At 72.5% G+C, this 26,968-nt stretch carries 22 protein-coding genes; 11 read left to right on the top strand and 11 right to left on the bottom strand.

Translation table 11 applies throughout. From position 1 onward, the window contains the following. Positions 1-1,378, top strand: a 1,378-nt coding sequence (locus ABD120_RS33090) for a YhgE/Pip family protein (RefSeq protein ID WP_343954199.1), incomplete at its 5' end; no start/stop codon positions are given. Continuing rightward, positions 1,375-1,941 (top strand): TetR/AcrR family transcriptional regulator, encoded by a 567-nt coding sequence (locus ABD120_RS33085; protein ID WP_343954198.1) that lies wholly within the window; start codon positions 1,375-1,377, stop codon positions 1,939-1,941. The genes ABD120_RS33090 and ABD120_RS33085, both read left to right, overlap by 4 nt. A 48-nt stretch (positions 1,942-1,989) precedes the next feature. Here ABD120_RS33085 and ABD120_RS33080 read toward each other — a convergent pair whose 3' ends face one another. Beyond that, positions 1,990-2,520 (bottom strand): cysteine dioxygenase family protein, encoded by a 531-nt coding sequence (locus tag ABD120_RS33080; RefSeq protein WP_343954196.1) that lies wholly within the window; start codon positions 2,518-2,520, stop codon positions 1,990-1,992. A 64-nt stretch (positions 2,521-2,584) separates the two neighbouring features. On the opposite strand from ABD120_RS33080, the gene ABD120_RS33075 reads away from it, so the two are divergent. The 3 genes from ABD120_RS33075 to ABD120_RS33065 all read left to right on the top strand — a co-directional run bounded on the left by ABD120_RS33075 (position 2,585) and on the right by ABD120_RS33065 (position 6,224). Beyond that, entirely contained in the window at positions 2,585-3,490 is a 906-nt protein-coding gene (locus tag ABD120_RS33075; protein ID WP_343954195.1) for a LysR family transcriptional regulator, read from the top strand. Between the two features lie 134 nt (positions 3,491-3,624). Then, positions 3,625-5,565 (top strand): primary-amine oxidase, encoded by a 1,941-nt coding sequence (locus ABD120_RS33070; protein ID WP_343954194.1) that lies wholly within the window; start codon positions 3,625-3,627, stop codon positions 5,563-5,565. 23 nt (positions 5,566-5,588) lie between these two features. Beyond that, positions 5,589-6,224 (top strand): LysE family translocator, encoded by a 636-nt coding sequence (locus ABD120_RS33065; protein WP_343954192.1) that lies wholly within the window; start codon positions 5,589-5,591, stop codon positions 6,222-6,224. A 59-nt stretch (positions 6,225-6,283) separates the two neighbouring features. Here the strand turns inward: ABD120_RS33065 and ABD120_RS33060 are convergent, their stop codons facing one another. The 5 genes from ABD120_RS33060 to ABD120_RS33040 are packed head-to-tail and all read right to left on the bottom strand — an operon-like array spanning position 6,284 to position 12,434. Further along, a complete protein-coding gene (locus ABD120_RS33060; protein WP_343954191.1) occupies positions 6,284-7,873 on the bottom strand; it encodes an acyl-CoA synthetase in 1,590 nt (529 codons plus the stop codon). Beyond that, a complete protein-coding gene (locus tag ABD120_RS33055) occupies positions 7,873-9,021 on the bottom strand; it encodes a thiolase domain-containing protein (protein WP_343954190.1) in 1,149 nt (382 codons plus the stop codon). The genes ABD120_RS33060 and ABD120_RS33055 overlap by 1 nt, the downstream gene beginning before the upstream one ends. Next, entirely contained in the window at positions 9,021-10,004 is a 984-nt protein-coding gene (locus tag ABD120_RS33050; RefSeq protein ID WP_343954189.1) for a thiolase domain-containing protein, read from the bottom strand. Before ABD120_RS33050 ends, ABD120_RS33055 begins: the two co-directional genes overlap by 1 nt. Next, positions 10,004-10,900 (bottom strand): Zn-ribbon domain-containing OB-fold protein, encoded by an 897-nt coding sequence (locus ABD120_RS33045; RefSeq protein WP_343954188.1) that lies wholly within the window; start codon positions 10,898-10,900, stop codon positions 10,004-10,006. The genes ABD120_RS33050 and ABD120_RS33045 overlap by 1 nt, the downstream gene beginning before the upstream one ends. Further along, a complete protein-coding gene (locus tag ABD120_RS33040) occupies positions 10,890-12,434 on the bottom strand; it encodes an acyl-CoA synthetase (RefSeq protein WP_343954186.1) in 1,545 nt (514 codons plus the stop codon). Before ABD120_RS33040 ends, ABD120_RS33045 begins: the two co-directional genes overlap by 11 nt. A gap of 278 nt (positions 12,435-12,712) precedes the next feature. Here ABD120_RS33040 and ABD120_RS33035 point away from each other — a divergent pair, with 278 nt between their 5' ends. The 4 genes from ABD120_RS33035 to ABD120_RS33020 all read left to right on the top strand — a co-directional run bounded on the left by ABD120_RS33035 (position 12,713) and on the right by ABD120_RS33020 (position 16,869). Then, complete coding sequence (locus ABD120_RS33035; protein WP_343954184.1) at positions 12,713-14,290, top strand: COG1361 family protein; 1,578 nt, start codon at positions 12,713-12,715, stop codon at positions 14,288-14,290. 190 nt (positions 14,291-14,480) lie between these two features. Further along, entirely contained in the window at positions 14,481-15,110 is a 630-nt protein-coding gene (locus ABD120_RS33030; protein WP_343954183.1) for a class F sortase, read from the top strand. Positions 15,111-15,151: 41 nt separating this feature from the next. After that, the gene (locus ABD120_RS33025; RefSeq protein WP_343954182.1) at positions 15,152-15,961 is read left to right on the top strand and encodes a crotonase/enoyl-CoA hydratase family protein; all 810 of its coding nucleotides are present in this window, start codon (positions 15,152-15,154) and stop codon (positions 15,959-15,961) included. Next, the gene (locus ABD120_RS33020; protein ID WP_343954181.1) at positions 15,958-16,869 is read left to right on the top strand and encodes an RNA polymerase subunit sigma-70; all 912 of its coding nucleotides are present in this window, start codon (positions 15,958-15,960) and stop codon (positions 16,867-16,869) included. The genes ABD120_RS33025 and ABD120_RS33020 overlap by 4 nt, the downstream gene beginning before the upstream one ends. A gap of 8 nt (positions 16,870-16,877) precedes the next feature. Here the strand turns inward: ABD120_RS33020 and ABD120_RS33015 are convergent, their stop codons facing one another. Together ABD120_RS33015 and pgfA are read right to left on the bottom strand one after the other, a co-directional pair. Beyond that, the gene (locus ABD120_RS33015) at positions 16,878-17,984 is read right to left on the bottom strand and encodes an NAD(P)H-dependent flavin oxidoreductase (RefSeq protein WP_343954180.1); all 1,107 of its coding nucleotides are present in this window, start codon (positions 17,982-17,984) and stop codon (positions 16,878-16,880) included. A gap of 97 nt (positions 17,985-18,081) precedes the next feature. Further along, complete coding sequence (gene pgfA / locus ABD120_RS33010; RefSeq protein WP_343954178.1) at positions 18,082-18,993, bottom strand: cell envelope lipid trafficking protein PgfA; 912 nt, start codon at positions 18,991-18,993, stop codon at positions 18,082-18,084. A 134-nt stretch (positions 18,994-19,127) separates the two neighbouring features. On the opposite strand from pgfA, the gene ABD120_RS33005 reads away from it, so the two are divergent. After that, the gene (locus ABD120_RS33005; protein ID WP_343954177.1) at positions 19,128-19,847 is read left to right on the top strand and encodes a methyltransferase domain-containing protein; all 720 of its coding nucleotides are present in this window, start codon (positions 19,128-19,130) and stop codon (positions 19,845-19,847) included. Next, the gene (locus tag ABD120_RS33000; RefSeq protein WP_343954176.1) at positions 19,811-21,001 is read left to right on the top strand and encodes an acyltransferase family protein; all 1,191 of its coding nucleotides are present in this window, start codon (positions 19,811-19,813) and stop codon (positions 20,999-21,001) included. Before ABD120_RS33005 ends, ABD120_RS33000 begins: the two co-directional genes overlap by 37 nt. Here ABD120_RS33000 and ABD120_RS32995 read toward each other — a convergent pair. Genes ABD120_RS32995 through ABD120_RS32985 form a run of 3 tightly spaced genes read right to left on the bottom strand, consistent with a single transcriptional unit; the run spans position 20,934 to position 26,958 of the window. Further along, complete coding sequence (locus ABD120_RS32995; RefSeq protein ID WP_343954174.1) at positions 20,934-25,037, bottom strand: alpha-(1->3)-arabinofuranosyltransferase domain-containing protein; 4,104 nt, start codon at positions 25,035-25,037, stop codon at positions 20,934-20,936. The genes ABD120_RS33000 and ABD120_RS32995 overlap by 68 nt on opposite strands. Continuing rightward, positions 25,034-26,158 (bottom strand): glycosyltransferase family 4 protein, encoded by a 1,125-nt coding sequence (locus ABD120_RS32990; protein ID WP_343954173.1) that lies wholly within the window; start codon positions 26,156-26,158, stop codon positions 25,034-25,036. The genes ABD120_RS32995 and ABD120_RS32990 overlap by 4 nt, the downstream gene beginning before the upstream one ends. Next, positions 26,155-26,958, bottom strand: a complete 804-nt coding sequence (locus tag ABD120_RS32985) for a glycosyltransferase (RefSeq protein ID WP_343954172.1) — start codon at positions 26,956-26,958, stop codon at positions 26,155-26,157. Before ABD120_RS32985 ends, ABD120_RS32990 begins: the two co-directional genes overlap by 4 nt. Positions 26,959-26,968: the final 10 nt, after the last annotated feature.

Raw genomic sequence — 26,968 nt, 5'->3', positions numbered from 1 at the left:
GCGCGCCCTCCTCGCCGACCTGCTGATCCACGAGGGCCGTCCGGTCCCCGCCGACCGGCTGGCCGACGGGCTCGACGACCTGGCCGTCCGCTCGCGCGGCAACGCCCAGGAGGCCGCGAGCCAGGCGCGGGCCGCGCTCGACCGGCTGAGCGCGCTGCCCGAGGGCGACTCCGAGCTGCGCGCCCTGCTGCGCGGCGCGGCGAACTCGGCCGAACGGGCCGCCGAGCAGGCCGGGCAGCTCCAGAACCGCCTCGGCGGCACCTCCGCGCTGCCGGAGCAGGCGCGCGAGCTGGCCCGTACGGCCCGCCGCGTCGCCGCCGTCGCCCCCGACCTCGGCCCCCGCCTGAACGAGGTCCGCGAGCAGGTCGCCCAGCTCGACGCGGGCCTGGCCAAGCTGGCGGCGGGCGCCGCCAAGGTGGACACGGGCGTGGGCGCGGCCGGGAGGGGTGTGGGCAAGCTCGTCTCCGGCGCCGCCAAGCTGTCCGACGGCTCGAAGCAGGTCACGGCCGGAATCGGCAAGCTCGGCGGCGGCCTGGTCAGACTCGGCGACGGCGCGGACGCGCTGCACAGCGGCGTCGGCCGGCTGGGCGACGGCGCCGCCAAGGTCGGCGACGGCCTCGACCGGCTGGAGAAGGGCTCCGGCGACCTGGCGGACGGGCTCGGCGAGGGCGCCGCGCGGATCCCCGACTACTCGGGCGCGGAACGGACCGAGCGATCCGACATGATGAGCGATCCGGTCCGGCTGGCCAAGACCGTGGACAACGACGTGCCCAACTACGGCACCGGGTTCGCCCCGTTCTTCCTGCCGCTGTCGCTGTGGGTCGGCGCGATGATCGCCTTCATGGTGCTCAAGCCGCTCAACCGGCGCCTGCTGGCGGGCACCCGGAGCGTCTTCCGCGTCGTGCTCGCGGGCTGGCTGCCCGCGCTCGCCCTCGGCGCGGCGCAGGTCGGCGTGCTGGTGGCGGTGCTGCGCTTCGCGCTCGGGCTGCAGGCGGCGCACTGGGCGGGCGTGGCCGGGCTGCTGCTGCTGACCGCGGCGGCGTTCATGGCGCTGGTGCAGGCCGTCAACGCGCTGCTCGGCTCCCCCGGCCGGGTGGCGGCGCTGGCGCTGCTGATGCTGCAGCTCACCTCGGCCGCGGGCACCTACCCGATCGAGACCTCGCCCGGGTTCTTCCGGACGATCTCGCCGTGGCTGCCGATGAGCTGGGTGGTCTCCGCGCTGCGCAGGCTGATCAGCGGCGGCGACCTGACCGTGGTGTGGCAGGCTTGCGGGGTGCTGACCGCCTTCCTCGTGCTCGGGCTCGCGCTCACCGCCCTGGCGGCCGACCGCGGCCGCGTCTGGACGCTCAAGCGCCTGCATCCGGAGCTGTCGCTGTGAGCCGGGCCGACACCCGGCTGAAGGTGTTCGGCGCGGCGATCGAGCTGATCGCCGAACAGGGGTACTCGGCGACCACCGTGGAGGCCATCGCCGAGCGGGCCGGGGTCGCCAAAGGCACCGTCTTCTACAACTTCGGCAGCAAGGAGGCGTTGTTCGCCGCCCTGCTGGAGCACTCGATCGGACGGTTGTCCGAGGCGCTCGCGGAGGCCGCCGAGGGCGAGCGGCCGCTGGATCGGCTCGACGCCGTGGTGCTGGGGCAGTTGCGGTTCTTCGAGCAGTACGGGCCGTTCGCGCGGGTGCTGCTGGCCGAGATGTGGCGGACGGCCTGGCAGGAGGCCGTCACCCAGCTACGGGAGCGGGCGCTCGGCGTCTACGCCCGGGTGCTGCGCGAGGCGGTGGCGGCGGGCGAGCTGCGCGCCGACCTCGACGTGGAGACGGCGGCCACGGCGGTGTTCGGCATGGTGCTGACGGTCTCGATCGAGCGCCGGGTCACCCGTCCCGACCAGCCGATCGAGCGCACCCACGAGACCCTCGTCGACCTGCTCCGCGGCCGCCTGCGCTGATCCGCCGGGTTGCCGTCCGCAGTCTGTCGGCGCAGTCTGTCGGTGCTGTCAGTCGGCGCGGACCGGGAGGTCGTAGTAGCGGCGCACGCTGCTGCCCAGCCTTCCGACGTCGGCGCCGTACACGTGGAGGGAGATCCCGACCTCATCGCTGATGTTCTCGACCCGGTGGATGTCGCCGGGCGGGGCGAAGCCGCTGACGTCGCCGGGACGGTTGGCCGCGCGGCCGATCTCGGCCAGGTGGTCGCCCATGTCGCGGTAGAGCGTCTCGTACTCGATGCCGGACAGGATGCCGAACGTACACCAGGAGACGTGGTCGTGGATCTTGGTGAACTGGCCGGGCCGCCACACGACGCCGACGACGGAGAACGACTCCCGCGCGTGCAGCAGGACCGACTGGTAACCGTCCGGATCGCCCGCGCGCTCCTGCGGGGTGAGGATGTCCGGCCCTGGGAGGCGGTTTCTGAGCAGGTCGGCCACCGCGTACGCACTCTCGCGGGCGGGCAGTCCGCGCGCGACGACGGCCTCGATCCCGCTGACGATCTCGTCGAGTCCCGGCCTGGTCACGGTCCTAGTGCTCATGTGTCAACCGTGCCGCAATACCGACCAATAGGTCCAACAGAAGTATTTAGTGTTATCAATAGATATGCTCGATGTTTCGCGCCTCAGGGTGCTGGTCGCGGTGGCCCGCCGGGGTTCGGTCACGGCCGCCGCCAAGGAACTCCACTACTCCCAGCCCTCGGTCAGCCACCATCTGGCCCGGCTGGAGGCCGAAACGGGCGCCCAGCTCGTGCAGCGGGCCGGGCGCGGCATCCGGCTGACCGAGGCGGGCCACCTGCTCGCCGAACGGGCCGCCGAGATCATCGCCCGGCTCGACGCCGCGTCGGAGGAACTCGCCGCCCACGTGGGCCTGCGTTCCGGCAGGGTACGGCTGGCCGCCTTCCCCTCGGCGCTCGGCACGTTCGTGCCCTCGGCGGCGATGGCCCTGTCCTCCGGTCACCCCGGGCTGCGCCTGAACCTGACCGAGACCGAACCCCCCGAGGCCCTGCGCCTGCTGCGCGCCGGGCGCGTGGACGTGGCGGTGATGTTCCGCTACGACGACACCGCCCCGGAGGACGGCGGTCTCAGCCTGGTCCACCTGTTCGACGACCCCAGCTACCTGCTGTCGCGCGGGCCTTCCGGGACATTGGCCGACCACGCGGGCTCCTCGTGGATCGCGGGCTGCGACCGGTGCCGCAGCCACCTGCTCGACATGTGCGGCAAGGCGGGATTCTCCCCGGAGATCTGCTTCACCAGCGACGACATCGTGGCCGTCCAGGCCCTCGTGGCGGCCGGGCTGGGGTTGACGGTGCTGCCGGGGCTGGCGTTGCGCGCCCACCGCAACCCCGAGGTCACGGCCGTGGAGATCCCCGGCTCGACCCGGCACGTGTACGCGGCCACCTACGGCGGACCACCGTACCCACCCGCCACACAGGCCCTGCTGGACGCCCTGGTCACCAGCATCGGCAACCACCCGACGACCGCCGGTGAGGCGGGACGGCAGAGCGGGTAGCGCGGGTGTGCTCGGAAACGCCGGCGGGGCGGCAGAGCGGGGTGTGGCGAAAGCAGTGGCGCGGCGATCGAACGGGCAGTGCGGGTGTGGCGGAAGCACTGGCGGAGCGGCGGGTTGCGGGAGAGGCTCGAAGCATGGTCTCCCGACACCCCCTCGATCCGCTGAGCGCCGACGAGATGACCGCCGCGCGCGCAATCCTGGCCGCCGCCGGGCTGGTCACCGAAACGACCCGGTTCGCCTACCTCGGGCTGGAAGAGCCCGCCAAGAACCCGGCCCGGCCCACCGCCGGCCCGGACGAACCGTCAGGGAAGACGGTAGAACCGGCCGCGACGGACGGCGGGACGGTCGCGCCCGAGCGCCGGGTGCGCGCGTTCCTGCACGATCTGGGCGGAGGCCCGGCCAAGGACGTGCGGGTCTCGCTCACCCGCGAGCAGGTCCAGGACGTGCGGGTGCTCGACGCCGCCGTCGACGGCCAACTGCCGGTGATGGAGGAGGAGTTCGGGCTGGTCGAGGAGATCCTGGCCACCGACGAGCGGTGGCTGTCGGCCCTCAAGGCCAGGGGCCTGGACGTCGAGAAGGTCCGCGCCGCCCCCCTCTCCGCCGGTGTGTACCCCGAGTACCCCGGCGAGGCGGGCCGCCGCATGGTGCGCAGCCTCGCCTTCCACCAGGAGCACGAGAAGGACCACGCCTGGGCCCACCCCGTGGACGGCCTGGTCGCCTACGTGGACCTCGTCAACAGGACCGTGGACCAGGTCATCGACGCCGGCCCGATGCCGGTGCCCGCCGAATCGGGCAACTTCGACGACCCCGAGGTGACCGGCCCGGCGCGCGAGGGCCTGCGGCCGATCCGCATCACCCAGCCGGACGGCCCGAGCTTCACCCTCGACGGCCACGCGGTGAGCTGGCAGAACTGGACGCTGCGGGTCGGCTTCGACCTGCGCGAGGGCCTGGTGCTGCACCGGATCGCCTACCAGGGGCGGCCGATCGTGAACCGGGCCTCCATCTGCGAGATGGTGGTGCCGTACGCGGACCCGGCGCCGGTACGGTCCTGGCAGAACTACTTCGACGTCGGCGAGTACCTCATCGGCCGCTACACCAACTCCCTCGAACTCGGCTGCGACTGCGTCGGCGAGATCACCTACCTCGACGCGGTGATCCCCGACTGGGACGGTGCCCCGCGCACCCTGTCCAACGCGATCTGCCTGCACGAGGAGGACTTCGGCATCCTCTGGAAGCACACCGACCTGTGGACGGGCGCGTCGGAGACCCGCAGGCAGCGCCGTCTGGTGATCTCCACGTTCGCCACGGTCGGCAACTACGACTACGGCTTCGCCTGGCACCTCTACCTGGACGGCACCATCGAGTTCGAGGCCAAGGCCACCGGCTTCGTCTTCACCTCCGCCCACCGGGACGGCTCGCCGTACGCATCGCAGATCGCGCCCGGCCTCGGGGCGCCGTACCACCAGCATCTGTTCTGCGCCCGCCTGGACATGGAGGTGGACGGCCCGGCCAACCGCGTCGAGGAGGTGGAGGCGGCGCGGATGCCGATCGGCCCGGACAACCCGAGGGGCAACGCGTTCACGATGCGCCGCACGCCGCTGCTGCGCGAGCGTGAGGCCGGGCGACTGGCCGACGCGTCGGCGGGCCGGGTGTGGCACGTCACGAACCCGGGCTCGCGCAACCGCTTCGGCGACCCGGTCGCCTACGCGCTGCACCCGGAGGGCGGGCCGGTGCTGCTGGCCGACCCCGGCTCCTCGATCGCCGCCCGCGCCGCGTTCGCCACCCGCCACCTGTGGGTGACGCGCTACGCGCCCGACGAGAGGTACGCCGCGGGCGACCTGCCGAACCAGCATCCGGGCGGCGCCGGGATCCCGGCGTACACGGCTCAGGACCGCGACCTCGACGGGCAGGACGTGGTGCTCTGGCACACCTTCGGGCTCACCCACGCGCCCCGGCCGGAGGACTGGCCGGTCATGCCGGTGGACCGTACCGGGTTCACGCTGCGGCCGGTCGGCTTCTTCGACCGGAACCCGGCCTTGGACGTGCCGGCACCGCAAAGTCATTGCGAGGGCTGAGAGTGGCCTCCTAAGCTCTGCGCATGCCGGACATATCGACACTCGCCCTCTTTGCCGCCGCCACGCTGGCCATCCTCGTCATCCCGGGTCCCGCCGTGGTGTTCATCGTGACCCGTAGCGTGGCGCAAGGACGGTCGGCTGGGTTCGTGTCGGTGCTCGGCGTGCACGCGGGCTCGCTGGTCCACATCGCCGCCGCCGCGCTCGGCGTCAGCGCCCTGCTGGCCACCTCGGCGACGGCCTTCACCGTGGTCAAGCTGGCCGGCGTCGCCTACCTGCTGTGGCTCGGAGTGAGCAAGCTGCTCGCGCGCGGCAGTGGCACCGTCGTCGGCGAGGAGGCGGCGCCGGTCGTCCACTCGCGGCGGCGCATGTTCTGGGAGGGGTTCGTGGTCAACGTGCTCAACCCGAAGACCGCGATCTTCTTCCTCGCCTTCCTGCCCCAGTTCACCGACCCGGCCGCCGGGCCGGTGCTGCCGCAGATCCTGGTGTTCGGCGCGATCTGGTGCGCCCTCGGCCTGATCAGCGACGGGGTGGTGGCGCTGCTGTCGTCGGCCATCGCCGGGCGGGTGCGCTCCTCCGCGCGCGCCCAGCGCCGGGTCGAGGTCGGCAGCGGCGTCGTCTACCTGGGGCTGGCCGCCTTCCTGACCACCCAGAAAGCCTGAGCCCGGAACCCGGCCCGGGTCGCCGACCATAAGCCCCCGGCGGCCGTCCTGATACCGCGCTAAAGGCCCGTGTCGCGTCCCAGCGGGCCTGAGGCCGTCTCCCTGGCCCAGCGATAGTCGGCCTTGCCCGCCGGGGAGCGGATGAGTTCGTCCACGAACGCGTACGTCCGAGGCACTTTGAACCCCGACAGCCGCGCCCGGCAGTGGACGTCGAGCGCGGCGATGCCGGCGGAGGCGCCGGGCCGGACCTCGACCACGGCGGCCACTCGGCTGCCCCAGCGTTCGTCGTCGATGCCGGTGACGACCGCGTCGAACACGGCGGGATGCCCCTTGAGCACCGCCTCGACCTCCTCGGGGAAGACCTTCTCCCCTCCGGTGTTGATGCACTGCGAGCCTCGGCCGAAGACGTTCACGGTGCCGTCGGGTCCCACACTGGCCAGGTCGCCGGTGAGCAGCCACTTCGTGCCGTCGGCGGCCGTGACGAAGGTGCTGGCGGTCTTGACGGGGTCGTTGTAGTAGCCGAAGGCCACCCGCCCGGACTTCGCGACGGTGCCGATCTGACCCGCCGCGACCGGCCGCAGGCGTTCGTCGAGGACGGCCAGGCGGGCGGAGGCGTTCGGCTGGTAGCGCAGGCCGCTCTCCGGCGAGGAGCCCGCCACCCCGGAGGCCGTGAACCCGGACTCGGTGGAGCCGAAGTTGTCGAGGATCATCGTGTTCGGCAGCCGCTCCTGAAGGCGCTCACGCACCGACCCGGTGAGGATCGCGCCCGTGGAGCTGATCGCGGCCAGCGACGAGAGATCGTAAACCGCCGTCTCCAGCGCCTCGGCCAGCGGCCGCGCCATGGCGTCGCCGGTGATGCTCAGGGTGAGTACGCGCTCGCGTTCGACCGCCCGCCAGACGGCGTCGGCCGTGAACCTGCGGACGTACACGATCGTGGCGCCCATCCACCAGGCGATGAAGGTGGCCATCTGGGCGGCGCCGTGCATGAGCGGGGGCGCGGCCATCATGGTGACGGGGGCCGCCTCGGCGGCGGCGTCGATCACCTCCTGCGGGGTGGCGCGCGGCTCGCCGTACGGGTTGCCGCCGCCGAAGGCCATGAACAGGTCCTCGACGTGCCACATCGCGCCCTTGGGCAGGCCGGTGGTGCCGCCGGTGTAGATGATGTACACGTCCTGGCCGCTGCGCTCGGGGAAACCGCGCCCGTCCGAGCTCCCGGCGACGGCCTCCTCGTACGGCACCGCCCCCTCGGCCGCCCCGCCCACCGACACCAGGTGGGCCAGCGTGGGCGCCTGTGGCGCGACGGCCGCGACCCGGGCGGCGAACTCGGCGTCGAACAGCAACGCGACGATGTCGGAGTCGCGGTAGAGGTGGAGCAGTTCGGCCTCGACGTAGCGGTAGTTGACGTTCACGGGCACCGCGCGCAGTTTGAGCGCGGCCAGCATCCCGGCGGCGTACTCGACGCCGTTGTAGAGCTGGAGCCCGACGTGGCGGCCGGGTCCGACGCCGAGCCCGGCCAGGTAGTGGGCCAGCCGGTTGGCCTCGGCGTCGAGTTCGGCGTAGGTGCGGCGGCGCTCGCCGCACACCAGGGCGGTCCGCCCGCCGATCGCGTCGGCGAGCCCCTCGAACAGGTCGGCGTGGTTGAACTCCATCAGGGCCTCTCCCGTCCCACGATCCACATCGCGAAGAACTGGGCGCCGCCGCCGTAGGCGTGGCCGAGCGCGCGTCCGGCGCCGTCCACCTGGTGCTCCCCCGCTCTCCCGCGCACCTGCTGGGCGGCCTCGGCGAACCTGATCAGGCCGGAGGCGCCGATCGGGTTCGCCGACAGCACGCCGCCGGACGGGTTCCAGGGGATGTCGCCGTCGAGCGCGGTCGCGCCGGACTCGGTGAGCTTCCAGCCCTCGCCGTCCGCCGCGAAGCCCAGGTTCTCCAGCCACATGGGCTCGTACCAGGAGAACGGCACGTACACCTCGGCCACGTCGAGGTCGGTGCGCGGGTCGGCGATGCCCGCCTGACGGTAGACGTCGGCGGCGCAGTCCTTGCCCGCCTGCGGGTTGACGGTGTCGCGACCGGCGCGGAAGATCGGCTCCGAGCGCATCGCCGTACCGTGGACCCAGGCCGGGGTGCCGGTGGCGGCGCGCGCGGAGCTGAGGACCATCGCGCAGGCGCCGTCGCTGGAGGGGCAGGTCTCCAGGTAGCGGATCGGCTCCCAGAGCATCGGGGTCGACTCGACCATCGCCCGGTCGATGCCGGGGATGCGCAGGTGCGCGTAGGGGTTCTTCAGGGCGTTGCGCCGGTCCTTGACGGCGACCAGGGTGCCGATGTGGGCGGGGGCGGCCGAGCGGCGGATGTACTCGCGGATGTGCGGGGCGAAGTAGCCGCCCGCGCCGACGACGAGGGAGGCGTTGAACGGCAGGTGCGTCGACAGCGCCCAGGTGGCGTTCGACTCCGACTGCTTCTCGAAGGCGACGACGAGCACCCGGTCGTGGACTCCGCCCTGGATGAGCGAGGCGCCGACCAGCGCGGTCGAGCCGCCGACGGACCCGGCCGTGTGGACGCGCATCATGGGCTTGCCGGCCGCGCCCAGCGCGTCCGCCAGGTAGGACTCGGGCATCATCACGCCCTCGAACAGGTCGGGCGCCTTGCCGATGACGACCGCGTCGATGTCCTTGAAGGTGAGTTCGGCGTCCTGGAGGGCGCGCAGCGCCGCCTCTCTCACGAGCCCGGCGATCGAGACGTCGCGGCGCCTGGCGGTGTAGTGGGTCTGGCCGACACCGATGACCGCGCACGCGTTGCCCATCAGACCTCCAGGACGGCGACGAGGTTGTGCTGCAGGCAGGGCCCGCTCGCGGCGTGGCCGACGGCGCGCCGGGCGCGGCCGTCCATGACGCGCCGGGCGGCCTCCCCGATGCGGATCAGGCCGGTGGCCATGACCGGGTCGGCCGACAGCGGGCCGCCGCTGGGGTTGATCTCGGTCTCCGGCGGCAGGTCCAGTGCCCGCCGCAGGATGATCTCCTCGTGGGCGAACCGGGCGTGCAGTTCGGCGACCTCCACCGGGCCCTTGCCGACTCCGGCCGCCCGCGCGGCGTCCTCGGCCGACGGCGAGCGGGACAGCTCGCGCACGCCCGGGTAGTGGGGTTCGATGCGGTGGGCGATCCCGGTGATGCGGGCGGGGTTCTCGCACAGGTCCCCCGCGCGGTCTCCGGCCGCGAGGACGATCGCGGCGGCGCCGTCGGTGACGGGCGGCTCGTCGCCGTCCAGGGGCAGGTCCAGCGCGTGCGGGTTGGCCCGCCCGGCGGTACGGCTGCGCCGGACGACGGCGTCGAGTTCCTCCTGCGGGGCGCCGAGGGCGGCGCGCTGGAGTCCGGCCATGGACAGCCGGTCGAGGCCGAGCGGTGCCAGGTAGTAGGGGTCGAGCTGGAGGGTCGTGAGCGTGCGCAGGTCGCCGAGGGACGACTTGCCGAACCCGTACACGAGGGCGGTGTCGACGTCGCCGTGCTGGAGCCGTACCCACGCCTCGTACAGCGCCCAGGCGCCGTCCATCTCGACGTGGCTCTCCGAGATCGGCGGCCAGGCGCCGACGGCGTCGAGGGCGGAGACGAACGAGAACGGGGCGCCCGCGAGATAGTCGCAGCTTCCGGAGCAGGTGAAGTCGAAGGCGCGCAACCCGGTTCGGGCGCGGACCTCCTCGATGACGGGCAGGATCAGCTCCGGTTCCGAGGCGCCGGTGTCGTGGGCGGTGTGAGCGGTCTGGGCGAAGGCGACGACGGCGACCTCCCGCATCACAGCTCCACGTCCGGTTCGCCGGTGGGCGCGAACCACCGGACGCAGGCCATCGACGGCGTGCGTTCCTCCTCGGGAAGCCATTCGGCGCGCACCCGCATGCCCTGGCGGACCTCGTGCGCGGGCACGCCGCCGACCAGGGCGATCATGGGTACGTCCGCGCCGTCGAGCAGGATGTAGGCACTGACGAAGGGCACCTCCGGGGCGCGCGGGTCGGGCAGGTTGTTGATCGCGAACGTGGTGACGGTGCCGGTGTCCGGCAGTTCCACCTCTCCGGTGATCCGGCCGCCGCAGCCGGGGCACGACGGGCGCAGCGGGACGTACACGTGGTCGCAGGCGGTGCAGCGGCAGCCGAGGAAGACCCCGCGACTGACGCCTTCGAGGAAGCGGGTGAGCGAGGCGGAGGCGGTGATCCGGTACTCCGCGCGCACCGGCGAGACGATCTCGGTGACCTCGGGGGCGAAGTGGGAGATGTCGCCGATGTGGCCGGTGCGCCGGTCCCTCCAGACGGGCCGGACCCGGGTGCCGGTGCGCAGCGTCTTGGGGTCTCCCACGTCCACCGCGTGCACCAGCGCCGTGTCGGCGCCGTCGAGGCGGATCAGCGCCCAGGCGAAGGGGCGGTCGAGGGGGTGGCGGTCGAGCGGGGTGTCCACCCAGGTCCAGGTGGTGACCGTACCGGCGGGGCCGACCTCGGTCCACTCGTCGGTGACCGGTTCTCCGCTGTCCGGGTCGTACTCCAGCGGCGGCACCAGGACCCGGCCGTCCGCAGTGCGGACGCCGACGATCCGGCGCTCGCGCAGTTCGGTGAGGAATCTGCCGATCACCGGTCCGGTCGTGCGCGTGTAGCCGCCGGGGAACTCCAGGACGTGCTCGGCGACGAGCGGCTCAGATGGCACGGCCGCGTCCTTCCCAGTACGGTGCCCGGAGCTTGCGTTTGAGGAGCTTGCCGTTGGGTTCGCGGGGCATCTCCGCGATGAAGTCGATGCTTCTGGGCCATTTCATCCGGGCCAGCCGCCCCTCCAGCGAGGCGAGGATCTCGGCGGCGAGTTCCGGTCCCGGCGGGCAGCCGGGCGCGGGTTCGACGACGGCCTTGATCTGCTCGCCCCACTCCTCGTCGGGTACGCCGAAGACGGCGACGTCGGCGACCTTCGGGTGGATCATCAGCTCGTTCTCGATCTCGGCCGGGTAGATGTTGGCGCCGCCCGAGATGATCAGGTCGGCCTTGCGGTCGCACAGGAACAGGAAACCGTCCTCGTCGAGGTAGCCGATGTCGCCGACGGTGAAGTGGTCCTTGAGCCGTCCGGCCGCCGTCTTGTCCGGGTCGCCCTTGTACTCGAAGGCGACCCCGGCCATCTTCATGTAGATCGTGCCGGGTGTCCCGGCGGGGACGGGTTCGCCCGCGTCGTCCACGATGAGCAGTTCGCTGATCGGCCAGGCTCTGCCGACGGTGCCCGGGTGGGCCTTCCATTCCTGCGGGGTGGCGATGGTGCCGCCGCCCTCGGTGGCGGCGTAGTACTCGTAGACGACGTCGCCCCACCACTCCAGCATCTGCCGCTTGACGGGCACGGGGCAGGGGGCGGCGGCGTGGATCATCCAGCGCAGCGACGACAGGTCGTACTTGCGCCGGGTCTCCTCCGGCAGCGAGAGCAGCCGCTTGAAGTGGGTGGGCACCAGGTGGGAGTTGGTGACCCGGTGGCGCTCGCACAGCCGCAGCGCCTCCTCGGCGTCCCAGCGGTCCATGTAGACGAGCCGGTGGCCCATGTGCAGGGCGGTGCCGCCGAACTGGGCCACGGCGGTGTGGTAGCTGGGCGAGGTCACGAGGTGGGCGTTGCCGCTGCCGGGCGTCACGCCGAACAGGCCGAGCAGGAAGGTCGTGAACTCGGCGGCGTCGTCGGGGTCGAGGCCGCTGAGCGGGCGTCTGACGCCTTTGGGCCGTCCGGTGGTGCCGGAGGTGTAGTGCATGGCGGCACCGGCGGTGCGGTGCTCGGGCGCGGTTCCCGGCTGCCCGTCGAGCAGGTCGGCCACCGGCCGGAACCCCGGCAGATCCGGTACGGCGAAACGCAGCCCCGCCGCGATCGCCTCGGCCCCTCTGGTGCCCTCCTCGGCGTATCTGGCGTCGACGAACAGGGCCTTGGCCTCGCTGTCGGCGACGATGTAGGCGATCTCGGGGCCGGTGAGGTGCCAGTTGATCGGGGTGTAGTACCAGCCTGCCTGCAGTGCGGCGAGGTAGAGGACGAGTCCGTCGGCGCCGTTGGGCACCAGCGCGCAGAAGCCGTCCCCCGGCCTGAGGCCGAGGGCGCGCAGTCCGTGGACGAGCCGGTTGGAGCGGGCGAGGAGGTCGCCTGCCCGGTGTTCCGTGCCGTCGGGGTCCACGGCCGCGATCCAGTCGGGATCGGCCTGCGCCAGCCGCCAGAATCCGAGCGTGCCCATGGCACTCCTCACGTCGGAAGGTCAAGCTGGACGCAGCGTAACTCGGGACCTCAAACCGAGCAAGCGCTTGATTTCACACCTTTCCCGGCCGTGGGCTAGAGTTTCGTTTTTGACCTTCGACCTGGGTGAACGTAATGAAAAGGTCAAGAAAAACCTCCCTTGTCCGTTTTGGACACTTCTGTCACTTTTGTTGCGAGATGATGTCCCTCGCGAGGCGGCGTGTTCCCGAGAAACGGGGATCTCCTGAACCCCGCGCCGCCTCCATCGATTGGGAGAACATGCGCTTCAACAAGTCCCTCGCGGTGGCCGGCGCCCTCGGCCTCGCCGTACTGACCGCGAGCCCCGCGCTCGCGGAGCCCGCCCCCGAGCCGGCGGGGACCCCGGCCGCGCCGGCGAGCACGGCACCGGTCGAGACCCCGTCTCCCGAGGCTCCGAAGACCCCGGCGCCCAAGCCGGAGACCCCGAAGACCGAGACCCCGAAGACCGGGACGCCCAAGACCCCGGCGCCGAAGGCTCCGGCGGAGAAGGCCAGCCCGAAGCCGGCCCCCTCCGAGACCGCCTCGGAGAAGGAGGTCGAGCAGAAGGGCACGATCTCGCTGAGCGCCACCACGGCCAAGCCCGGCGACATCGTCACGGTCACCGTCACCTCCACCCGCGAGGCCATCACCGCGATCACCTCGCGCGGCTTCTCCCCCAGCTCCTGGAACGTTCCCGGTGAGCGCAAGGAGTACCGCTTCCAGGTCCGCGTCTCCGACGCCCTCGGCGAGCACGCGGTGGACGCCCACTTCGCCGACCGCTCGAACGCCCGCGCCGTCCTGACGGTGGTCGCGGCCGAGGACGAGGCCGTCAAGCCCGCCTTCGGCTTCGACACCCAGGAGGTCGCGCCCGGCGGCCGGGTCAAGGTCCAGGTCTCCGGCGACATGCGGGCCGGAGAGGTCATCGTCAGCTCCGACCTGCTCGGCCACCCGCGCACGCTGCCCCTGCAGGAGAGCGCGGCCAAGGGCACCGGCACGGCGTTCCTGACCGTGGACGTGGCCTCCGACGCCAAGCCGGGCCGCTACCCGATCCGCGCGGACTTCGGCCGCTTCGGCACGGTCTCCAGCAGCATCGAGGTCGTCGCCGGCAAGCCGCCGGTGAAGCCGGTGCCCGTCACCGGTCTCGACCTGAAGCTGGAGCCGAACCGCGTGATCGCGGGCCAGAGCTACTTCGCCGGTGTCACCACGACGAACGTCAAGGCGGGCACCCCGGTCACGATCACCGACCCGGGCGGCAAGAAGTACACGGCCAAGGTGGACGGCTGGGGCACCGCCCGGGTCAAGCTGACCTCGCCGAAGGGGGCCAAGCCGGGGGCGTACACGGTGAAGGCGGCGCTGCCGAGCGGCCAGAGCCGCTCCGCGAAGCTGACCGTGCTCAAGCGCCACCCGCAGACCTCGCTCGCGCTCATCCTCGACCCGGGCAAGGTCTACGCAGGCGGCAAGTTCGACGCGATCGTGGCGACGGAGAAGGGCGAGAAGACCACCGCCACGATCACCGACCCGAACGGCAAGAAGTTCACCGTGAAGGTCGGCACGTCCGGCGTGGCGGTCAAGCGGTTCCACGTGGCCTCCAGCACCAAGGCGGGCGACTACTGGTTCCAGGCCCGGCTGGCCGACGGCACCAAGGCGTGGGCGAAGCTGACGGTCAAGCCGCGCTACAAGGCCAGCGACTACACGCTGACGCCGCGCGGGGGCGCCGCGACCGGCGGCGGCCACTCCGAGAGCACCGGCTTCGCCGGCGTGGCCCTGGGCGGCCTGCTCCTCGCGGGCGGCGCCGGCTCGGCGCTGTTCGCCCGCCGCCGTGCGGGCGAGGCGGCCTGACGGCTGCCGTCCGATGAAGGCCCGGCCGCCGCGCCCCTCTCGGGCGAGGCGGCCTGAGGCCCGGTTTCCGTTCAAGGCCCGCCCGCCGCGCCCTCCCGGCAAGGCGGCCTGAGGCCTGGTATCCGATGAAGGCCCGGCCGTCGCGTCCCTCCCGGGCGCGGCGGCCGGCCCGGCACCCAAGGGGAGGGTGATGGACAAGCGCATGCTGGCGACGGCCGCGGCGGCCGTCCTGGTGTTCTGCGGCGCGCTGGCCACGGCGGGGGCGCTCAAGGGCGAACCGCGCCCTGCCCAGGCCGCTCCGGTTCCGGCCGCCGTGCCGCCGGAGGCGGCGGCCCCGGTGTTCGCGGAGGCGGCGCCGACACTGCCGAAGTCGGAGCCGACGAGCGTTTCCGTACCGAGGATCGGGGTGAAGGACGCCCCGATCGACCCGGTGGGCCTCAACCCCGACCAGAGCGTAGAGGTGCCGCCGCTGGACCGGCCGGAGCTGGTCGGCTGGTACGAGCACCGGCCGACGCCGGGCGAGGCGGGACCGGCCGTGCTGCTCGGGCACGTGGACGCGCGCGGCAAGCCCGCCGTCTTCTACCGGGCGCACACGCTGCGGCAGGGCGATGTGATCACGGTCGAGCGCGCGGACGGGACGACGGCGCGCTTCGCGGTGGACGCGGTCGAGCGGGTGGACAAGGACGCCTTCCCGACCGAGAAGGTGTACGGCGCGACGGACTCGGCCGAACTGCGCCTGGTCACCTGCGGCGGCGCCTTCGACGAGGCGAGCGGTCACTACGAGGACAACGTCATCGTCTACGCGCACCTCACCGGGTAGCCTAACAAGCGCTTGATACTTCAGCGCCTGGAGGCTACGCCGTGGAACTCCTGCCGATCAGCACGCCCCACTGCCGCGTCGAGCGCGACGGACACGTCGTGATCGTCACCCTCGACCGCCCGCAAGCCCGCAACGCGCTCTCCTCCGACATGCTGGTCGGCCTGGCCTCCGCCTGGGCCTACGTCTCGGAGGAGCGGGAGGTGCGCGTGGCCGTGCTCACCGGAGCCGGTGGCACGTTCTGCGCGGGCGCCGACCTCAAGGCCATGGGGCAGCCGTCGGCCGACCCCGAGGTCGCCGCCCGCGCCGCGCGCATCCCCGATTTCCACTGGAAGGGCCTGCTGCGCCAGGACGTCCCCGCCAAGCCCGTCGTCTGCGCGGTCGAGGGCCACGCCGTCGCCGGAGGCACCGAACTGCTCATCGGCACCGACCTGCGCGTGGTCGCCGAATCGGCCGTACTCGGCCTGTTCGAGGCCAGGCGGGCGCTGTTCCCGATGGGCGGCGCGGCGGTCCGGCTGCCGAGACAGATCCCCTACTGCCACGCCATGGACCTCCTGCTCACCGGCCGCCCGGTCACCGCCGCAGAAGCCCTGGCGATGGGCCTGGTCAACCGGGTGGTGCCGGACGGCCAAGCCCTCACGGAGGCCCGGCGGATCGCCGACGACGTGGCGGCGTCCGGCCCGCTCGCCGTACAGGCGATACTACGGACGTACCGCGACACTCTCGGCATGTCCGAGCCGGAGGCGCTGAAGGTGTCCGACGCGTACGGCTGGCCCGTGATCGGTTCCTCGGACGCGCGGGAGGGGGCCAGGGCGTTCCAGGAGAAAAGGCCGGCGGAGTTTCATGGGGGATGAACGTGGAAGAGGCCGAGCGCTACCGGCGCGAGTTGCATGTCCACTGCTACCGGATGCTGGGCTCATACAGCGAGGCGGAGGACGCCGTCCAGGAGACGATGGTCCGGGCCTGGCGTAAGGCCGACACCTACGAGGGGCGCTCCACCTACCGCGCCTGGCTGTACAAGATCGCGACCAATGTCTGTCTCGACCTCATCGCCGGGCGCAAGGAGGTGGTGCTGTCGGAAGCGCCGCTGTCGGACGTGCCGTGGCTGGAGCCGTACCCCGACGACCAGTTGCCCGAGGAGCTGGCCGTGGCCAGGGAGACGATCGAGCTGGCCTTCCTCGCGGTGATCCAGCACCTGCCGCCGCGCCAGCGGGCGGTGCTGGTCATGCGCGACGTGCTCGGCTGGCCCGCGACGGAGGTCGCCGAGGCCCTGGAGATGAGCGTGCCGTCGGTCAAGAGCGCCCTCCAGCGCGGGCGCGCAACGCTGCGCGCCAACCTGCCGGAACGGCGCAGCGAGTGGGCCAAGGCCACCGAGCCGAGCGCGGAGGAGCGCGAGGTGCTCAAGCGCTTCGTCGACGCCTCGATGCGGGCCGACATGGCCACCCTGGCCAAGCTGCTGCGCGAGGACGCGATGCAGTGCATGCCGCCGACCCACGATTTCTACATCGGCCGGGCGGCCATCCTCGACATGTGGCGGCCGGTCCTCGAAGGGCAGCAGGCGTGGGGCGAGTGGCGCACCCTCGCGACCTCGGCCAACCGCCAGCCCGCCGTCGCCAACTACGTGCGCAAGCCGGGCGAGGACCACTTCTCCGCCGTCAACCTGGACGTGCTGCGGATCGAGGACGGGCGGATCGCCGAGATCACCACGTTCCCGCCGGAGCGCATCCCCTCCTTCGGCCTGCCGGAGAAAATCTTCGACTAGACCGACGGTCAGGCTCGGGTGATGGCGGTGAGTCGTTCCATCGCCTCGACGTACCCCTCCACCAGCGAGAACATCACCTCCTTCGTCGGCCGCACCTGATCGGTGACCCCGATGATCTGACCCGCCGGGAACGTGGCCAGCTCGGCGGCCTCCGACCGGCCGATCCGCCGCAGCGCATCCGAGACCAGCATGAACTGCAGCGGCATCGGCAGTGTGCCAGGGGAGTCCGCGGCTTCCCAGGCCTCCGTCCACGCGTTCTTCAGCAACCGGGCGGGTTTGCCGGTCCAGCTCCGCGACCGCACGGTGTCTCGCGAACTCGCCGCGAGGATGCGGCGTCTGGCCAGTTCGGGCGTGTCCGCCTCCTCGACCGTGAGCCAGAGCGAGCCGGTCCACACCCCTTCGGCGCCGAGCGCGAGCCCGGCGGCCACCTGCCGGCCGTCGCCGATCCCCCCTGCGGCCAGCACGGGCACGTCCACGGCGTCGACGACCTGCGGGACCAGCACCATCGTCGAGATCTCACCGGTGTGCCCGCCCGCCTCCGTGCCCTGTGCGACCACCACGTCCACGCCGACCTCGACCTGCTTCACGGCGTGGCGGGGGGTGGAGGCGAGGGCGGCGACCCGCACCCCCCGGGCGTGGGCGAGGTCGACCACGTCGGCTGGGGGCGGGCCGAGGGCGTTGACCAGCAGCGCGATGGGGTGCCGCAGCGCGACCTCGACCTGGGGTCGGGCGGTCGCGTCGGTCCAGCCGAGCAGCACCTTGCCCGGGTCGGCCGCCGAGGTGAGCGGCGGGACGTCGTGCCTGGCCAGCAGGTCGTCGACGAAGGCGCGGTGGCCGGGCGGGATCATGCCCTGGAGGCGGCCGACGAGTTCGTCGGGGGCGAAGTCCGCACCCTCGTAGGAGGCGGGCATGACCACGTCCACGCCGTACGGCCGCCCGTCCACGTGCGCGTCGATCCAGGCGAGTTCGGTCTCGAGTTCTTCGGGGGTGAAGTAGAGGGCGCCGAGCACGCCCATGCCGCCGCAGCGGCTGACGGCCGCGACGACGTCCCTGCAGTGACTGAAGGCGAAGATCGGCAGATCGAGGCCGAACATTTCGGTGGCACGGGTCCGCATGACCCTGAAGATAACATCGAATTGAAACGCGTTCTACCGAGTTGGGGCTGACGTGTACCGACTGGTAACTTACATCTGGAACGTGTTCTAATTTTGGTCAGGCGGGCCTGCGGCGGCCGAGCACCACGCCGAGCAGCGCCACGGCCACGCCCACCACCAGCAGCACCAGCGGGATGACGTTCTTCAGCAGGTTGATCTGGCTCTTGCCCTCCTGGGCGCCCGCCACCAGGTCGCCCACCGTCTGTTCGGTCATCTTCGCCGTCGCCACGAAGGCCGGCGAGCGCTCGACGCTGTCCTGCGTCTTCAGCACCTCGTGCCGCTGCTGCTCCTGCCGTACCGGGGAGCCTGTGACCGGTTCGATCCAGAAGGTGTTCTTGCCGTCGTACCAGCGGTCCACCTGCACGTCGCCCTTCTCGGTCATGCCGAGCACCGCGGCGGGGGCGGTCAGTGTCTCGGTCTTGGTGGCCGGGATCGGCTGCTCGAAGACGTACACCGGCAGGCCGTTGACCCGGTCCTCGCGCACGAACCGCGCCTGGTGGGCCTTCTGCACGCTGGAGTTGAAGACCAGGTAGTCCCTCTTCTCGGTGCCGAACGGGAACTTGTAGATCTGCCCTTCGAGGGTGACCGGCGCCTTCTTGACGTTGACGCCGCAGCAGTTGAGTCCCACGCCCGTGTACTTGTCGAAGGCGCTGCGCCGGTCCGACAGGTCGATCTGCGGGCGGCGGTTGGTCACGTCGTTGACCACGGTGGCCTCGTCCCAGACCACCCGGTCGCCGATGGACTCCTTCACGTCGCCCCGGGTGGTGACGATGATGTCGAGGTCGGCCGTGAGCACCTTCAGGTCCTGGCGGGAGAAGTACTGCGCGCCGGTCGCCGTCAGCCGTGCGATGCCGAACTGGTCGGCGGGCGCGGCGATGATCCTCTCCGCCGCCCAGAACTTCACCAGCGGGGCCAGCGTGATGAAGAACGCTCCGACCCCGATGAGGACAAGCGTGGATAAGCGGCCCATCAACGGCTCCTAGAACGTGTTGTCGTACGGCCGGACGTCAGGCCACCAAAGTATGACGGTCAGTGACATGCGTCACGGGGCGGTATGCAGCCGCAATCAAATTGATAGAAACAAGTTCTAGCGTAGGGACCGCTATGGAGGAGGATCCGGTGCGCGCCGATCTCGCGCGATCGCTGCGGCTGTTCCGCGCGTTCCGCTCGGAGCAGTCCGACGGCGAGTCCTACTACACGACGCTGGCCGCCGACACGGCCGCGCTGCTGTCCGGGTACGTCGCGCTCGACGGCCTGACCGTGCTCGACGTGGGCGGCGGGCCCGGATACTTCGCCCGGGAGTTCCGCTCGCGCGGGGCCCGGTGCGTGTGCGTGGACATCAGCGCCGGGGAACTGGCCGGGGGCGGGGTGCTGGGCAGCGCGCTGGAGCTGCCGTTCCGCGACGGCAGCGTGGATGTGTGCTTCTCCTCCAACGTCCTGGAGCACGTGCCGCAGCCATGGCGGATGGCCGGGGAGATGGGCCGGGTGGTCCGGCCCGGCGGACTGGTCTTCCTCGCGTACACGAACTGGCTGTCGCCGTGGGGCGGCCACGAGACCTCGCCGTGGCACTACCTGGGCGGCGAGCGGGCCGTCCGCAGATATCACCACAAGCACCGAAAAATGCCGAAGAACCGCTACGGGGAGACTCTGTACCCCGTCTCGGTCGCCGCCGGGCTCCGCTGGGCCCGCGCGGCCGGAGACCTGGAACCGGTGGACGCGTTCCCGCGCTACCTGCCCCGGTGGTACCGCCCGATGCTGAAGGTCCCGATCCTCAGGGAGTTCACGACGTGGAACCTGGTGCTCGTCCTCAGAAAGAACGCCTGAGCCCACCCGGTGGAAGAGACGCCGCGCTCGACGGGATCCGGGGGCTGGCGGCACTCGGCGTCTGGCTGCTGCACGTGGGCGGCAACACCGGCGTCATCTACCGCGACGGCATGCTCGCCTGGATGACGACCCGGCTCGGCGTCGCCGTACCGATCTTCTTCGTGCTGTCGGGGCTGCTGCTCTACCGCCCCTTCGCCCGCGCCGTCGTCGACGGCGGCCCGCCCCCGTCCACCGGCCGCTACCTGTGGCGGCGGGTGCTGCGGGTCTTCCCCGCGTACTGGCTGGTGGTCGCGCTGGCGCTGTCGGCGTGGAGTTCGCCTGACTGGTACGGCTGGCTCACCTGGCTGCTCATGCTGCAGAACTACACCGAGCAGGTCAGACCGCCGGACGGGCTCTACCAGATGTGGACCATGCCCATCGAGCTGGCCTTCTACCTGCTGCTGCCACTGCTGGCCTGGGCGCTGGGCCGCTGGGCGCGGCGCGGGGCGCCCGCGTCGAGGCCGGTGCGGCTGCTGGGCGGCCTCGCCGTACTGCCGGTGCTCTCCCTCGCCACCGTCGTGGCCGGGCACGTCGCCGAGCAGCCGCAACTGGCGCTGTGGCTGCCCCACCATCTCATCTACTTCGCGGCGGGCATGGCGATGGCCGTGCTGTCGGTGTGGATCGGGCGGTCACGGGCGCTCGACTCGCTCGCGCCGCAGCTCCTGGTGCTGGCGTTGCTGCTGTTCGCACTGCTCAGCACCGAACTGGCGGGCCCGCGTACGCTCGCGCTGCCGACGCTCTCGCAGTCGCTGTGGCGGATGGTCCTGGAGACGGCGGTCGCGGTGCTGGTGGTGGCGCCGTTCGCGCTGGCGCCGCGCGGCGACTCGCTCAGGTACCGGCTGCTGGGCAATCCGGTCTCCGCCTATCTCGGCCGGATCTCCTACAGCGTCTTCCTCTGGCACGCGCCGGTGATCACCCTGTACTACCGGCTCAGCGGCGCCGAGCCGTTCAACGGCGACTTCTGGCCGGTCGCGGCCTTCACCCTGGTCGTCACACTGCTCGTGAGCGCCGGCAGCCACCACCTGGTCGAGGAGAGCGCGCTGCGCCTCAGCGGGCGGCGGCGAGTTCCCGCTCCGCCGTCCCCGGCTCGGGAGCCCTCGGCTCCCGGACCGTGACCAGCGCGCCGAACAGCCCTCCCATGGCCGCGCAGGCGACGAGCTGGGCGACCTGGTCGCCCAGCACGGCGAGCCCCGACCACTGCGCGGCCGCCGTCGCCAGCGCGGCCGCGCACAGCAACCCGGCTCCCGACCATGCCCCCCACCGTGCCCCCCACCGTGCTCCCGGCCACCGTTCCGGCCTACCGGCCGGCCGGTCCCCCGCCTCCCGCCCTTCGCGCGCCCGCACCCACAGCACGGCGCCGCTCACGGCCAGCACCGCGAGCAGGCCGGGCCAGCTCGCCACCCAGGCGCCGAAGCCCGTCCCGAGCACCAGCGTGTACGGCGCCCGCCAGCGCGTCAGCCGCGACGCTCCGGCGGGGGCGGTGCGCAGCACGTGCTCAGGCCGGGGCCCCCGCATCGCCAGCGCGAGCCCGGCCAGCACGGCGATGCCCGCGAGCCCGGCCCCGAGCGCCAGCCGGTAGGCGCGGTCGGGCGCGTACTCCATCCGCACGGTCCCCGACGACCCGGCGGGCAGCTCCCAGCCCTGCTTCCAGCCGTCGAGCCGTACCGGCGTGAGCGCCTGCCCGTCCAGGCTCGCCTGCCAGCCCGCGTTGAAGTTCTCGCCGACGACGAGGAAGGCGTCCTTGGGCGCGCTGACCCGGACCTCGCGCACGGACTGCGACCAGCTCTCGGTGACGGCGGCCCCCCGTACGGCGGGAGCGTCCGGCCGCAGCGCGCCGACCATGAGACTGGTGATCCCGAACGCCTCCCATCCGGCGGCCGCGACCCGGTTGGCCCCTGCGGTGAGCTCCGCCCGCTTACAGCCGGTGATCTTGACCGGGCGTTGTTCGAGCAGGTCCGCGTAGGTGCCGCTGACCCGGGTCGGCACCGGCCGGCCGTTGACGAACAGGCGCGGTCCCTGCCCGCAGGCCAGCCGGAACGGCAGTCCCTGCGGGCGGCCGGCCGGGGTGACGCCGGGGATGAGGAGTTCGGTGATCTGGAGCCTGCGCGAGTCGGCGTGGAAGCGGAGCTTGAGCGTACGGGTGGTGAGCGGCTCGAAGACGAGGTAGCCGGCGGCGTCCACGCGGGCGCCCCTGGTGGTGCCCTTGTCTCCGGTGACGTAGACGTCGAGGGGCTCTCTGTCGCCGCCGGGGCGGGCGACCTGGATCCGGGAGACCTTCGTACGGCGCCGCAGGTCGAGGGTGAGCACCGGTGCGGGGTCCGAGGCGGCCGGGATCCAGGTGGTGGCGGCGTCGGCGTCGAAGGCCGAGCGGGGCGCGACCACCGGGTCCCTGCTGACCTGAGAGCTGCCCTTGACGCCCGGCAGGTCGCGGCTGAGCCGGGTGTACCTGTCGACCAGCGCGGGGTCGCGCAGCACGGCGTACCCGCCGATCCCGGCCTTTCTGGCGCGGTCGGCGGTGAAGGAGCGGTCGAAGCCCGCACCCTCCTCCCCGGGCCTGGCCAGCAGCGGGTTACAGACCCAGCGGGCCTGGGTGCGCAGGCAGCGGGGACGCTCGTCCAGGCCCCGGTCCATGGCGTAGACGTCGCCGGAGGCGCCGGGCAGGCGGATGGTCCTGCCGGGCAGCAGCCCGGGGACCGACAGGTCGGTGATGCCCGCCCGCTGCCCGAAACTCCAGGCCCCGCCCGTGGTGGCGACGATCTCGACGCGGACCCAGCCGGTGGGGCCCGGGGGGACCCTCAGCCGCTGGGGGTCGCTGGTCCGCCTGACGTCCTGGACGGCCCTGCCGCTCTCCGTCTCGACGGCGACGGTCCTGACGGAGGTGCCGATCAGGACGTTGTCGGTGAAGGCGACGCTCAGGCCGGACAGCGTGCGCTCGGCGGCCAGGTCCACGCGCAGCCACTGGCCCACAGGCGACTTCCAGCCGCTGGTCTCCCAGTTCGTCTCCAGGTCGCCGTCGAGGGCCGCCCACGGGCCGCGCCCGCCGGCGGCGATGCCCGGCACGGCCCCGGCGTCCGAGGCCGAGGAGGAGGCGGTGACGCCGGAGATCCCCGTGTACTCGGCCGTGGCGGTGTTGTCGAGCCAGCCGTCGTCGAGCAGGTCCAGCGCCCGGACCCCGGTGAAGTCGGCGTGCCGTTCGGCGGGCAGCGTCTGGCTCCAGTTGGATCTCAGCTCGCCGAAGTTGCGCTCGCGCAGCCGGAGCGCGTCGCTGACGACGGTCGGCGGCTCGCGTCCGCCTGCGTCCCCGTTGACCAGGACGGGCGCGTCCCCGAGCAGGCCGAGGTCGCCCATCGTCAGGAGCGAGTCCGGGCCGCCGCGCACGGCGAGCGCGTCGCCCGCCGCCCTGGTCTCCACCAGGCCGCTCGCGCCCGCGATCTCGTAGACCTCCAGGGCGGGGAACGGCCAGTCCACGGAGTTCTCCGCGTCGTCGGTGACGGTGTCGCCGACCTCGCCGCCGAACACCTGGACGCGGGTGATGCCGGGCGACTCGCGCAGTGCCTCGTAGACGCGCGCCGGGTAGGCGCCCTGGAGGCCCGCGCGGGCCAGGTCGTTGCGGACGAGCAGGAAGCGCACGCCCATCCGGCGCAGCACCTCGGTCAGGCCGGGGGAACCGTACCCGGCGGCCAGGCGCTGGTCGATCGCGTCGAGGAGCCTGCTCAGGCCGACGGAACCGGCTGCGGTCACCTGCCTGGTGCTCCAGCGGGCGGTGAACAGCGGCTGCATGGGGTCGTCCATCGGGCGGCCCCACAGGTACTCGCCGAACTTCGCGCCCGGCACGACGAGCACGCCGTCGTCGCCCGCGTGCTCGTTGAGCCAGGTCGCCGCCTCCCGCCAGTAGAGCGGCACCTCCTTGAAGTGGCCGGGGGCGGCCAGGCCCGCGTTGAAGGCGGGCAGCACCAAGGCCGCCGTGGCGGTGGCGGCCGCCGTTCTGACCGGCAGGCGGGTGTGCACGAGCAGGTGGGCCACGCCGAGGGCGAGCGGCAGCCGTACGAGGGGGTCGAACTTCCGCAGGTTGCGCAGCGGCGCCAGCGGACCGTCGAGCAGCCAGCGCACCGGCTCGGCGACGACGGGCTCCAGCGCGCTGAGGTGCCCCGCCGTCAGCACTGCCACTCCCACGAGGAACACCACGAGGAGGAAGCCGCGCGCGGGCAGGTCGCCTCTGGCCAGCCCGGCCAGGCCGAGCGCGGCGAGCACCCCGGTGACGACGATCAGCGGCAGGCCGGTGGCGATCGCGAACCCGATCGGCTGCGTCTCCACACCGTCGACCGTGAGGTAGCGCACCCAGTCCGAGGCGCCGCGCAGCACGTTGGTCAGCGAGGTGACGTAGGTGGTGGCGGCCGAGGTCTCCGTGTACGGCAGGAACGAGAACGCGTAGCGGCCGACCAGCAGCAGCGGCAGCCACCAGAAGAGCGTGGCGACGGCCACGGCGCCGCCCCACCAGCCGAGCATACGCAGGCGCGGCACCGGAGCGGGCCGGGTCAGGATGTAGATCACCGGCACCACCAGCACGGCGAGCACGGCGACCGCGTTGACGCCGCCGCAGAGCGCGACCGCGAGCGCCGACCGGATCGCCGCGCGGGCCCGCTGCCCGCTCTCGGCGGCGGTGAGCAGCGGGAGGAGGATCCACGGCAGCATCGCGGCGGGCAGCCACTCGGCGGACAGCTCGCCGATGATCGACAGGGTGCGCGGGGCCAGCGTGTACACGAGCGCGCCCGCGATCCGGGTGCCGGGACCGCCCAGTCCCAGCCTCCCGGCCAGGCGTTCGACGCCGAGGAAGGCCACGCACATGAGCAGGGCGATCCAGACCCGCTGGGTGACCCACGCCTCGACCCCGGCCAGGTCGCCGAGGGCGAAGAAGGGGCCCATCGGGAACAGGTAGCCAGCGACCTGGTTCTGCAGCTGGCCGAAGTGCTGCGGGTCCCACAGGTGGGCGGCGCGCTCCAGCCAGCCGACCGGGTTGAGCGCCAGGTCGATCTTGGTGTCGGAGATGACGGCGCCGGGCCGGGTGGTGAACGCCAGCACGAAGAATCCGAGGCAGCAGACGGCCAGCCAGAGCCGGTGGCGCACCTGGCCGCTGACGGGGGTGTCGCTCACTGGTGCTCCCAGCCGGAGATCCGCATCGGGGCCACCGAACGGCCGAGGACGAGGGCGGCCATGCGGGCGGCGCTGCCGTCCCAGTCGAAGCGGGCGGCCCAGGCGCGGCACCGGTCGGCATGGGTGGCGTCGAGTTCGGTGAGCGCGGCCGCGACGCCCTTGGCCAGGTCGCCGCCCTCGGGGACGAGCCAGCCGGTCTCCCCGTGCCTGATGGCGTCGCGCAGGCCGTCCACGTCGAAGGCCACCGTGGGGACGCCGAGGGCGGCGGCCTCCAGCACGCACAGCCCCCAGCCCTCGCCCTGCGAGGCGATGACCTGGAGCCGGGCCCCGGCGACCAGCCGTTCCTTGTCCGCGTCCGGCAGGTAGCCGTGCAGGGTGGTGCCCTCCGGCAGGCGGGCGCGCAGGCGGTCCTCCTCCGGGCCGCGCCCGACGATGTCCACGCGCAGGTCCGGCCAGCGTTCGCGCAGTTCGGGGACGGCGTCGAGGAGCAGGTCCACCCGCTTGTGCGCGACCAGCCTGCCGACACAGACGATCCGGGGCCGCCGCTCCCGCGAGCCCCCGCCGGGGTCCACGCTCACGCCGTTGGGGACGATCTCTATCGGGCCGAGCCAGCCGAGCCGTTCACGCATCGCGGCCGCCGTGGACGGCGAGACGGCGACGCTGAGCCGCCGCCGGTAGGTCCACCGGGCGCCCGGCCCCTCCAGGAACCTGCCCAGCACGGCCAGCAGGAACGGCAGCACGGCGAACTGCCGGTCGTGCACGTGGTGGACGACGCACAGCACCCTGGTCCGCCGCGAGAGCACCCACGGCGTGAAGAACGGGATGCCGTTGGAGCAGTCGAGCACCGCGTCGAAGCGGCTCCTGCGCCGGAGTAACCAGTACAGGACCAGCGGGTAGACGGTGAACAGGCCGCCCATGCGGATCAGCCGTACGCCGTCGACGAGTTGGTAGGGCGCCTGTCCCCGGGCCCGCGCGGTGACGAAACGGACGCGGGCCCCGGCGGCGGCGAAGCGCCTGGCCATCTCCCAGGCGTAGGTCTCCGCGCCGCCCGCCGCCGGATGCCAGGGGTCGCGCCAGTTGACGACGGCGAGCCGTAGCCCGGCCAGTTCGGTGGAGATCACGGATATCCGATGGGATCGGGCGCCTGGTCCCAGGCGGGCTGCTCCCCTCGGCGCGGTTCGAGGCGCAGCCGCAGCCAGATCCGGCCGAGTTCCAGCACGATCCCGGTGGTGTGCCGGGCCGGTGAGAAGCGGGAGCCCGGCATGTCGTGCCACTGGACCGGGATCTCGACGGCGGGGAAGCCGAGCCGGGCGCAGCGGGCGAGCAGTTCGACGTCGAAGGCGAATCCCGGGGTGCGCAGGCGGGCGGCGACCTGGCGGGCGAGGCTCCCATCGAAGAACTTGAACCCGCACTGGGTGTCGCTCACGCCGTTCACCAGGCGCCTGGCCAGCGCGCGGAAGCCGACGGCGCCGAGTTCGCGCACCCGGCTGTGGCGGTTCTCGACGTCGGAGCGGTCGTGGGCGCGCGAGCCGACGACGACGCGCTCGCCACCGATGAGCAGCCCGACGGCCACGTCCACGGCGTCGAGGTCGGTGGCCATGTCCGCGTCGCAGAAGCCGACGAGCGGGGCGGTGGTGGTCAGCAGTCCGGCTCGGACGGCGGCGCCTTTGCCGGGTCTCGGACACTCGACGAGCCGGACAGGAACCTGTTCTTGTGGCCACTCTCTGACGATGCGGGCGGTGTCGTCGGTGCTGCGGTTGTCGACCACGATGACGGCGGCGGGGAAGGGCAGGCGGGCGAGCTTCGCGCACAACTGCAGGAGGCCCCCGGGTAGTCGCGCTTCCTCGTTGAACGCCGGAACGACGATCTCAAGCAGTGGTGGCCGGCTCGTCCTCTCGTCCTCTTGGCGGGAGGGCGGCATGACGTCGCGG

Source organism: Nonomuraea longicatena (assembly GCF_039525605.1).
In the GTDB taxonomy this organism is placed as follows: Bacteria; Actinomycetota; Actinomycetes; order Streptosporangiales; family Streptosporangiaceae; genus Nonomuraea; species Nonomuraea longicatena.
The sequence above is the reverse complement of the archived record's forward strand: the minus strand, read 5'-3'. Positions and strand labels throughout refer to the sequence as shown.

Coding starts and splice junctions, on each gene's coding strand:
- ABD120_RS33080 (WP_343954196.1), bottom strand. CDS start 2,520: ATGAGCACTAGGACCGTGACCAGGCCGGGACTCGACGAGATCGTCAGC.
- ABD120_RS33075 (WP_343954195.1), top strand. CDS start 2,585: ATGCTCGATGTTTCGCGCCTCAGGGTGCTGGTCGCGGTGGCCCGCCGG.
- ABD120_RS33070 (WP_343954194.1), top strand. CDS start 3,625: ATGGTCTCCCGACACCCCCTCGATCCGCTGAGCGCCGACGAGATGACC.
- ABD120_RS33065 (WP_343954192.1), top strand. CDS start 5,589: ATGCCGGACATATCGACACTCGCCCTCTTTGCCGCCGCCACGCTGGCC.
- ABD120_RS33060 (WP_343954191.1), bottom strand. CDS start 7,873: ATGGAGTTCAACCACGCCGACCTGTTCGAGGGGCTCGCCGACGCGATC.
- ABD120_RS33055 (WP_343954190.1), bottom strand. CDS start 9,021: ATGGGCAACGCGTGCGCGGTCATCGGTGTCGGCCAGACCCACTACACC.
- ABD120_RS33050 (WP_343954189.1), bottom strand. CDS start 10,004: ATGCGGGAGGTCGCCGTCGTCGCCTTCGCCCAGACCGCTCACACCGCC.
- ABD120_RS33040 (WP_343954186.1), bottom strand. CDS start 12,434: ATGGGCACGCTCGGATTCTGGCGGCTGGCGCAGGCCGATCCCGACTGG.
- ABD120_RS33035 (WP_343954184.1), top strand. CDS start 12,713: ATGCGCTTCAACAAGTCCCTCGCGGTGGCCGGCGCCCTCGGCCTCGCC.
- ABD120_RS33030 (WP_343954183.1), top strand. CDS start 14,481: ATGGACAAGCGCATGCTGGCGACGGCCGCGGCGGCCGTCCTGGTGTTC.
- ABD120_RS33020 (WP_343954181.1), top strand. CDS start 15,958: ATGAACGTGGAAGAGGCCGAGCGCTACCGGCGCGAGTTGCATGTCCAC.
- ABD120_RS33015 (WP_343954180.1), bottom strand. CDS start 17,984: ATGCGGACCCGTGCCACCGAAATGTTCGGCCTCGATCTGCCGATCTTC.
- pgfA (WP_343954178.1), bottom strand. CDS start 18,993: ATGGGCCGCTTATCCACGCTTGTCCTCATCGGGGTCGGAGCGTTCTTC.
- ABD120_RS33005 (WP_343954177.1), top strand. CDS start 19,128: ATGGAGGAGGATCCGGTGCGCGCCGATCTCGCGCGATCGCTGCGGCTG.
- ABD120_RS32985 (WP_343954172.1), bottom strand. CDS start 26,958: ATGCCGCCCTCCCGCCAAGAGGACGAGAGGACGAGCCGGCCACCACTG.